Origin of the sequence: Streptomyces sp. IBSBF 2435 (assembly GCF_036815005.1) — a bacterium.
Taxonomy (GTDB): domain Bacteria; phylum Actinomycetota; class Actinomycetes; order Streptomycetales; family Streptomycetaceae; genus Actinacidiphila.
Genome location: NZ_JAJSYW010000237.1, coordinates 1 through 8,631, shown reverse-complemented (window position 1 = coordinate 8,631; position 8,631 = coordinate 1). Strand labels below are relative to the sequence as shown.

General features: G+C 74.5%; 7 protein-coding genes and 1 riboswitch. Of the genes, 2 read left to right on the top strand and 5 right to left on the bottom strand.

Translation table 11 applies throughout. The annotated features are described in order from the left end of the window. A partial coding sequence (locus V7E46_RS30310; RefSeq protein WP_333771407.1) for a protein kinase domain-containing protein occupies positions 1-1,483 on the bottom strand: 1,483 nt, incomplete at its 3' end. 1,018 nt (positions 1,484-2,501) lie between these two features. On the opposite strand from V7E46_RS30310, the gene V7E46_RS30305 reads away from it, so the two are divergent. Further along, positions 2,502-3,149, top strand: coding sequence for a DUF4240 domain-containing protein (locus tag V7E46_RS30305; RefSeq protein WP_333771406.1), 648 nt, complete (start codon positions 2,502-2,504; stop codon positions 3,147-3,149). A gap of 42 nt (positions 3,150-3,191) precedes the next feature. Here V7E46_RS30305 and V7E46_RS30300 read toward each other — a convergent pair whose 3' ends face one another. After that, positions 3,192-3,833 carry an N-acetylmuramoyl-L-alanine amidase gene (locus V7E46_RS30300; RefSeq protein ID WP_333771405.1) on the bottom strand — a complete coding sequence of 214 codons (642 nt, stop codon included), beginning with the start codon at positions 3,831-3,833 and terminating at the stop codon, positions 3,192-3,194. Positions 3,834-4,354: 521 nt separating this feature from the next. Then, a riboswitch (cyclic di-AMP (ydaO/yuaA leader) is annotated at positions 4,355-4,513 on the top strand. Positions 4,514-4,525: 12 nt separating this feature from the next. Between V7E46_RS30300 and V7E46_RS30295 the strand changes: the two genes are divergently transcribed. Next, on the top strand, positions 4,526-5,680 hold the full coding sequence (locus tag V7E46_RS30295) for a M23 family metallopeptidase (RefSeq protein ID WP_333771404.1): 1,155 nt from the start codon (positions 4,526-4,528) through the stop codon (positions 5,678-5,680). 185 nt (positions 5,681-5,865) lie between these two features. Here the strand turns inward: V7E46_RS30295 and V7E46_RS30290 are convergent, their stop codons facing one another. The 3 genes from V7E46_RS30290 to V7E46_RS30280 all read right to left on the bottom strand — a co-directional run. Next, on the bottom strand, positions 5,866-6,930 hold the full coding sequence (locus tag V7E46_RS30290) for an MBL fold metallo-hydrolase (RefSeq protein WP_333771403.1): 1,065 nt from the start codon (positions 6,928-6,930) through the stop codon (positions 5,866-5,868). Next, positions 6,927-7,874: an MmyB family transcriptional regulator gene (locus V7E46_RS30285; protein ID WP_333771408.1), complete on the bottom strand. Its 948-nt coding sequence runs from the start codon at positions 7,872-7,874 to the stop codon at positions 6,927-6,929. The genes V7E46_RS30290 and V7E46_RS30285 overlap by 4 nt, the downstream gene beginning before the upstream one ends. Positions 7,875-7,934: 60 nt before the next feature. Beyond that, positions 7,935-8,631 (bottom strand): LuxR C-terminal-related transcriptional regulator (locus tag V7E46_RS30280; RefSeq protein ID WP_333771402.1); only part of this gene is annotated, 697 nt, incomplete at its 5' end.

Here is an 8,631-nt window from a genome sequence, read left to right as displayed (position 1 = left end):
GCGCCGAGGGGGGTGTGGGCGCCGAGGGTGCCGCGGGGGTGGCGCGCTCTGCCAGGCCGACGTCGATGAGCTTGACGTGGCCCTCGGCGGTGAGCAGGACGTTCGCCGGCCGGTAGCCGCGGTGGAGGACGCCGGCCTCGTGGACGGCGGCCAGGCCGAGCAGCGAACCCTTGAGGACGGCGAGCGCCGCCTCGGGTCCGGTCGGCAGCCCCTTGCCGGTGAGCAGCGCGTCCAGGCCGACGCCGTCGACCGGCTCCCGTACGACCGCCGCGTGCGGGCCGTCCTCGACGTACGCGTACAGCTGCGCCACGTAGGGCGAGCCGGCCCCGCGGAGTGCTTCGGCCTCGCCGCGGAACTCCTCCCGGAAGAGCTGGTCCCCGGCCAGCGCGCCCGGCAGGTACGTGATCGCGACCGGTGTGCCGCTGGCCTCGTGCCGCGCCCGCACCACGTTGCCCTGGCCGCCGGCGCCTGCATTCTCGTCGTGCGCGTACCCGGGCGCCTGCCACGGGCCGCCCGCGGGGGGAGCGGGCGGTGCCGCCTTGGCGGGGGCGGAGGGTGTCGCGCCCGCCGCCGCCTTCGCGGGCCGCGCCTTGGCTGCCGCGGCCTTCTGCGGTGCGCCGGAGCTCTTTGCGGGGACGGCCTTCGCCGGGGCGGCCTTCTTCCGCTGGCCCTGTGCGGCGGTCGCGGGCTTGGCGCCGGCGGCGGTGCGCTTGGCCGCAGGTTTGGCGGCTGCGGCTGCGGCTGCGGCTGCGGCTGCGGTGCCTGTGCTCGCAGCCGCGCCCGAGCCCGTACGCGTACCTGCGGCCTTGGCCGCGCCGGCGCCCTTGGCGGCTGCGGCCGCCGTCGTGCCCTTGGCCGCAGTTCTGGCCGCGCCTGCGTTCGCAGCGGGAGCGGCGCCTGTGCCGGCGGCCGTGGCCACGCCTGCGCCGGTGGTCCTGCCCTTGGCGGCAGTTGTGGCCGCGCCCGTACTCGCGCCTGCTTCCGGGCCGGTGCCGGTGGCCGCGGTCTTGGCCGCGCCCGCGCCCGTGGCCGTACCCGTACTGGCGGTCGCGCCCGCCGCGGCTGCGTCCGTGCCCGCTGCCGGGCCTGTGCCTGCGGACTTGGCGGGACCCGTGCCCGTGGCCGCGCGAGTGCCTGCGGCAGCAGCAGCCGCACCCTTAGCCGTAACCGCGGCCGTACCCGCCGCCGCGGGCGGCGTCGCCTTCGCCGCGGACGTCTTCCGCCCCTTCGGGGCCGCCGTGGGCTGTGCGGTCGAGGCCTGTGCCGGGGCCGCCGCGGGCGGCGTCGCCTTCGGCGCGGGGCTCCTCCGCGCCCTCGGCGCCGGCTTGGCCGCGGGCTCCGTGCCGGTCGGCTGGGCCTCCGGCGTGCCGTTCACCGGCGCCTGCGCGGACTTCGCGGTCCGGGCCGCGGTCCTACGCGACGCGGCCGCCGCCTTGGTCTTGTCCTCGCCGGGTATTCCCGTGCCGTCGTGGTCCTCGTGCACCTGATCCGCCCCTCGCGCTGCCCCTTGAGGAGGGGCCGCGGTCCGCAGCCCCTCGACGCCCGGTTCCGTTAACGGGTTCCACCGGCAGCCGAGCGGATCTGCCGGGGCTCACGGCGTCCGTTCGGCCTTCCCCCACGAGAGCGCTGGGCGTCCAAGACGTCAGCAGGGCCCGGGAAATGCCCAGGGGCCGGAGAGGAGGAGCCGTGAGGATCAAGAGGGTACTGCCGACCGGGCGGAAGCGGAGCGCCGGGGCTGCGACGGCGGGCACGACGACGGCAACTCGACGCCACAGCGGCCACGTCGGCCACCGGCGTCCGTCACGTACCGGCGTCCGTCACGTACCGGCCCGCGGCGCGCTCGGCGGCGTGCCAACCCGCCCCAGGGTCAACCGCTATGGGCCGCCCGGTCCACTCCGCAGGGGGCCGCGCGGAAAGCAGAGGTGAGCCGGAGCACGTATGTCCCCACCGTCGTCCCGGTGCGCGCGGGGCGCCGAACCGCGCTTCGCGCAGCGCCGCAAAGCGGCCGGGAAAAGCCTATGGCTCGCCCGTGCGGGCGAAATGCACAGCGCGCCGAAAGCAGCGCGCCGTACGCTTTCGTGACCGTACGGAAAGCCATTGATTCTGCAACGGCTTTCCGACCGCGTACGCTCGCCGCGCGAATCGCTGAACCCGCGATCCCCGCACGCGCACGCGGCGAAACCACGCGCCCCCTTGTGCTATGTGGCGGCACCAATGACCGCTCCTGCGTTTCGGCGGCTGCCCCGGACCGCTGGCCGAGGGGGCGCCAGGTGGCCGGGTCGGGGCGGCGGTGGGCGCCGTCAGGCAGTGCGAATGCGACGAGTGGGACAGGTGTGCCATAAGTGGCACCGCATCGCGGACGGGTCGGCGGGTGCGCCATGGGCGGCGGGTGCGGAGCCGCTGGCGCACCCGCCCGGCGCCCCTTCCGCCGCTGTCCAGCAACTGAGCTTTTCGGGCTGCGGAATTGGAGTGGTCAGGCGCCCCTGGCATAGTCAGCGAGTATGGAAACCGACTCCTTCTGGACCCTCCTTGAGGACTCCCGGCGGCAGGGAATCGGCGGTGACAAGCGGGATGCCTGGCTGCGCCAAGCGCTCGCGCGACTGCCCGCCGAAGCGATCGTGGGCTTTCAGGCCCGCCTCGACCGTGCGACCGAAGAAGCCTTCACCTGGAATCTGTGGGGGGCGGCCGACCGCATCTTCGGCGGCTGGTGTTCCAACGACGCATTCCACGCCTTCCGGTACTGGTTGATCGGGCTGGGCCGGGCCGTCTTCGAGGCCGCGGTGAACGACCCCGACGTCCTCGCCTACGCGCCCGAGGTCTCCCGGCTGGCCGGCCGCCCCCGGGCCGGCTGGCCCGCCGAGGACCGCCCCGGCTGGCCGGCCCTGGACGCGCTCGGGCTTGAGGCGTACGAATTGGCGACCGGCCCCGCGGAGGACTTCGGCGACGCCTTCTACGCCGCCGTACGGGCCTCCCAGCGCGCCGCTGCCGACGTCCCGGGGCGTACCTGGTCCCCCGCACCCTCCGGCGGCCGCGACCCGGCAGGGCGCCGCTGGACGGCCCGCGACGAGGAGGAGGCGGCCAGGCGCCTGCCCCGGCTCAGCGTCATGTTCCCGCTGGACGGCCCCGACGGGGGCCGCGAGCCGCGCTGACCGCGCCGGCCCGCGGGGGAGCGGGCCGGGACCAGGCCGGCGTCAGACCCCGTTGACCAGCCGGATGTACCGCACCCAGTCCCAGTTCGGACCCGGGTCGGTGTGGTCGGTGCCGGGTACCTGGGAGTGGCCGAGGATGTGGTTGCGGTCCTTGGGGATGCCGTACTTGTCGCAGATCGCCGCGGTCAGTGCCGCCGAGGAGTGGTACAGCGCCGTGGTGAAGTAGGCCGGCTGGTCCACCCAGCCCTCGTGCTCGATGCCGATGCTGCGGGTGTTGTAGTCCCAGTTGCCCGCGTGCCAGGCGACGTCGTGCTCGCGGACGCACTGGTCGATGGCGCCGTCTGCGGACCGGACGACGTAATGTGCCGCGGCGGCGTGTGCCGGGTTCTGGAAGAGCGAGATCGTGTCGGTGAAGGTCTCCTGGGTGACGTGGATGATCACCAGCTGCACCGGATAGGTGGTCGGGCGGTTGGCCGCGGTGTAGTTGGCGGTGCTGGCCGGGGCCCAGGCGGCTGACGGGTAGTCGACCGCGGCGGCGCGGGGGCTGCCGGACGCGGTGGCGGCCTGGGCGGTGCCGGCGGGCCGGAGGCCGGCGGCCAGGCCCCCGGTGGCGGCGGCACCGAGTCCGAGCCCGCCGCGCAGCAGCGAACGGCGACTGGGCACCGCGGAGTTGGGGCGTTCCATCGAAGGCTCCCTGAGGCGTCATGGTGGGGACGGGTGCATGACAAGAACGTGGGGCCCGCCCATCGTGCGGCCCGCGCCCATGGCATGCCAAGCGGTTCGTGAATTGGCACAGGTCCAGACCACTGGCACCCCTGTCGCCGGTCCCGCGGATATCTCCGCGCGCACCCCGGCCTGCCTGCCCGCGCGGCCGTCCGTGTCCGCGCGTTCATCCGTACGGCGGAGCGCACTCCGCCTCGCGCCCCCACCTGTGCGCCCGCGCACGCCCGTACCGGCCGGGACTCGTACGCCATTGCGCCCTGCCGTCACCGACTCACCGCCCGTAGTCATTCCGACCGCTCCGATAACGACTGACACACGCTCACATCACCGTCAGGCCACGCCGCGTGTCCGGTTCATATGCTCTACATACACCCTGTCCGATTGGTTCCCGCCCCCAACTCTCCGATTCGGCTTGGAAAACCTCTCCGGCTCTATTAACGTTCGATAACGCAGCGCGGTCGTCACCGCCGCCGACAGGCGGCACCGTGCGCTTGCCGAATCCCGTCCGCGGGAACCGGGGACCCGCCCTTCCGCTACCGCGGGAGGGGTCCAATGGGGTGAATCGGGCAGCCGTCAGGCCCGTAGGAGACCTTCCTGCTCCGAACCCGTCAGCTAACCCGGTAGGCGAGAAGGAAGGAAAGGAGTGCGCCCCCGTGGCGTCCAACCAGCCTGCCTACGCTCCTGCCCCGGTAGCAGAACCGACCGGGGAGTGGCCCTTCGGGGAGCGGGACGGGTCCGTGCCGGCCGGCGGCCCGTCCGACGGCCCCGCCGTCTCCGACTCCGGTTCCGGCTCCGACGGCGAGTTCGACTACGGCTCCGAGGCCGCGGGCCTGCGCAGCCAGCTCCGCCTCCCGCGGCAGCGCGCCGGGCTGCCGGCCCGCGGTGCCGCCGTCGGGTCCACCATGATCGGTCTCGCGGCAATGGCCGCGGTCGGCGCCGGCGGAGTGGCGGCGGCGGCCGAGGCACCCGCCACCGCGCCCCCGATATCGCTGCCCGACACGCCCGCCTTCCCCGACGCCCTCGACGTCCTCCCGGCGCCGGCCATCGCGGCCGCGCAGCCCGACGTCGCGGTCGGCACCCCCACGTACGACCCCTCCGCCGTCGTTCACGCGACCGACGCCGGCCGGGACCCCGCGGGCGACGAGGACGCGACCCCGCCCGCCGCCGTTCCCGCCGACCCCGGCGAAGCCCTCCGCACCCGGATCATCGAGCAGGTCACCCGGCAGCGCGAGGCCGCCGCCCGCGTCGAGCGCGAGGCGGCCGAGAAGCTCGCCGCCGAGCAGGCGGCGAAGGAAGCCGCGGCCCGCAAGGTGCGCGAGCAGGCCGCCGCCGCGAAGGCGGAGGCCGCCGCGAAGGCCAGGGCCGCCGCCGAGGCCGCCGCGAAGGCCGAGGCCGACCGGCTCGCCCAACTCGCCGCCTCCTACGTCAAGCCGGTGGCGTCCTACACCCTCACCGCCGCCTTCGGCGAGTCCGGCAACATGTGGGCCACCCACACAGGCCAGGACTTCGCCGCCCCCACCGGCACCCCGGTGCACGCCGTCCACAGCGGCACGGTCACCTCGGCCGGCTGGGCGGGCTCGTACGGCTACCGGGTGGTCCTGCGCCTCGATGACGGCACCGAGCTGTGGTATTGCCACCTCTCGACGATGGTCGCCACGTCCGGCGAGGTCACCACGGGCGACACGATCGGCCGGGTCGGCGCGACCGGCAATGTGCCCGGGCCGCATCTGCACCTCGAAGTACGGCCGGGCGGCGGCGCGCCGGTCGACCCGGTGCCGTGGCTGTACGGCCACGACGTCGCCGTCTGAGGCGCCGCCCCTCGCCGCCGGTGCGTTCGGACATGCGCGTGGCCGCGCACGTCCGCCGAACCGGTCACCCGCAGGCCCTGCGGCCCGCCGCCCCAAGAACAGCCGGCGGCCCCGGCGTACACCCCCCCCGACGCCGGGGTCGTCGGCATATCGTCCCCATGCGGCAGCCGCTCGGGCGTGGTTGCTCAGCCGCCGCTGCCGGCCGGTACGCTCCCGGCCGCCGTACCGCTCACACGGTCGTGCGCGAAACCGGCCGCGAAGGCCAGCAGGCCCACCAGGTCGGGGCGTTCGGTGACGCCGTCCAGCGCGCGGTACTCGATCGCGGCGAGTACGGCCATCCGCTCGGGCAGGCCCCAGCGCGGGTAGGGGTCTTCGGCGATCAGTTCGGCCGCGAGCACCGGTAGCGGCCGGCCCGCCGCGTGCCCGCGGTGGACGGCGGCCCGCAAGTCCCACACGTAGTCGGCGTAGCGGCGGACATCCGCGGGGGTCATCACCGGGCCGTGCCCCGGCACCACGACCCGCGGCGCGCAGTCCAGGATGCGCACGCAGGCGCGGTGCACCGCCTCCAACGGCCCCGCCCAGTGCACCGGATGGTCCTCGTTGAAGAGGACATCGCCCGCGCAGACGACGCCCTCCTCCGGCAGGTGCACGATCAGGTCGCCCGCGGTGTGCGCGGGCCCCACCTCGATCAGCCGCACCGCCACCCCGTCGACGTCCAGGTCGAGTTCGCCGCTGAAGGTGCGGTTCGGGCGGACGACTGGCACGTCGCCGAAGTCGCCGTAGCGGCCGAAGTGCCGCTTCACGTACGCCCCGAAGGCGGTGTCCGGGTCGCTCCCGGCGATCAGCCCGGCCAGGGCGGCGGGCGAGGGCTCGGCGCACAGGTGCTCGCTGTTGGCGTCGGTGGCGATGATCTCGGCGCCGGGGAAGAGGCCGTTGCTGTACGAGTGGTCGCCATTACCGTGCGTGTTGACGACCGTACGGATGCCGGGCCGCGCTGCTGAGCCGTCGCCGTCATCCCTCTTGCCCTCACGTGTGCCCTTGCCCTCGCCGAGGGCCGCGATGAGCTGCTGGAGGTGGCGGGTCATGTCGGCGGTGTACGGGGTGTCGACCAGGAGTGCGGCGCCGGATCCCGCGTGTCGTCCCGTCACGACGACGCAGTTGGCCATGCCCCAGGTCGCGTGGCCGTCCGGGAGCCAAGCGTGGACGTTCGGTGTCAGCGACCGCAGGGCGTGCGGCAGAGGGAGGTTCATGGTGACTCATTGTGCTGCCCGGCGGGCCGCGCGGACGTACTGGCGGTCTCGCCTGGCGGCCCGGGCCGTTCCCGCGGCACGGGCTGTCCGGGTCGCACCGGGTCCACCGCCTCGGTTGCCGGCGCCGAGATGGCGGGTCCGGGGCGCGGCCGCTCGCCCTGGTCGAACAGAACGAACATCAGCCGCCCGCTCGGCACCCCGAAGGGGCCCGCCGCACACAACGTAGCCCAGCCCGGCCCGAGTTCGGCATGGATCAGCGGCAGGGCGTTTTCCGCCCGCGGCCCGATGTACTCACCCGTCGGCTCGTTCAGGGAGCGCGCCACCACCGGGTCGCGCCCGGCGTCCGCCTGCAACTGCGCCAGCGTCCTGTTGTGCGGGTTGGCGACGACGGCCGCCCGTAACTGCGGTACGAGCAGCGGCAGCCAGCTGTTCTCCCAGTCCCCGAGGGTGACGCGGGCCTCGGGGGCAAGCAGCATCCAGCGCATGACGTTGCCCGGGACCTCGCGCCGCTGGAAGACCCGGGTGAAGGCCGAGTTGTACGCCACCATGTCCCAGGCGGCGTCGCTGACGTACGCCATCTCGCGTGAGCCGCGCAGCACTTGCTCCCAGGCCCTCGGCACCGCCCGACCCAGCTGCGGGTCGAGCCGGTAGGCGGGCGGCAGCCCGGTCGCGTAGAGGACCAGCGCCTCCCACTCGTGGTCGGACAAGTGCAGTATCCGCGCGATGGGTTCGAGCAGCTCGGTCTCGATGACGGCGAGCCGGCCGCGCTCGACATAGCCGTACTTGTGGTCGGGCCAGCCCAGCAGCCGCGTCATGTGGTCGTGCGTGAGCCCCGCGACCTTGCGGCCCCGCGGATCGCCGCGCGGGGCGAGCCCGAATTCCCCGGGATCGACCCGCGCCCGGGCCCGGGCGAGCAGGGTCTGCATGGCCTCGCGGTCGCGCATGCCGCTCACGGCTCCCTCCCGGGCCGCCACCGGCCCGTGTGCTTCGAGGGTCGCACTCGTTCACAGGTCCCGCGGATCGACCTCGCGGGCGAGCTTGTACCCGGCCTCGAAACGACTGCCGGCGTGCAGCCGTTCCATCAGCGCGGCCATCACCGACTGCACGTCCGGGGTCGTGATGCCCAGCTTCCTGGCGATCCTGTCATCGCTGTAGCCGTTGGTCATCAACCGGATCACCGCCTTCTCCCGCGCGCCGAGTTGGACGTGGTGCGGCCCCGCCGACGTACGCGACAGCGGAGTGGCCCGCTGCCAGTACGACTCGTAGATCGCCGCGAAGGACGCGGCCAGCAACGGCCCTTTGACCCGCACGAGCGGCGCGGCGCCGCCCTCGGAGTCCGCTGCCGACCCGGCCGTCAGGCAGACCGTCCGCCGGTCGAAGACCATCAGGTCGTGCGGCACGTGGTCGAGGACGCGTACGCTCACGCCGGCGTCCGAGACCTGCCGCAGGTGGGCGGCGTGCTGCGGCACCGCCAGTAGCGCCCGCGGATACACCGCCCGTACCCGCACCCCGCGCCGGGCCATCGCGGCGTCCAGCGCGAGCGCCGCGTCGAGCCCGCCCTCGCCCGTACCGTCGCCCTGCCGCATGGCGTCGGCGGACTCCTCCACGCCGGCGGTCAGTTCGCGCAGCACCTGCGCGTGCTGCTGCGGCAGCGGGTACTTCTCCACGGCCACCCGCGCTGCGACCCCTGCCGTCCCGGCC

Excerpts from the sequence above, each read along its gene's own strand:
- V7E46_RS30285 (WP_333771408.1), bottom strand. The coding sequence starts at position 7,874 with ATGCGCGACCGCGAGGCCATGCAGACCCTGCTCGCCCGGGCCCGGGCG.
- V7E46_RS30305 (WP_333771406.1), top strand. The coding sequence starts at position 2,502 with ATGGAAACCGACTCCTTCTGGACCCTCCTTGAGGACTCCCGGCGGCAG.
- V7E46_RS30300 (WP_333771405.1), bottom strand. The coding sequence starts at position 3,833 with ATGGAACGCCCCAACTCCGCGGTGCCCAGTCGCCGTTCGCTGCTGCGC.
- V7E46_RS30290 (WP_333771403.1), bottom strand. The coding sequence starts at position 6,930 with ATGAACCTCCCTCTGCCGCACGCCCTGCGGTCGCTGACACCGAACGTC.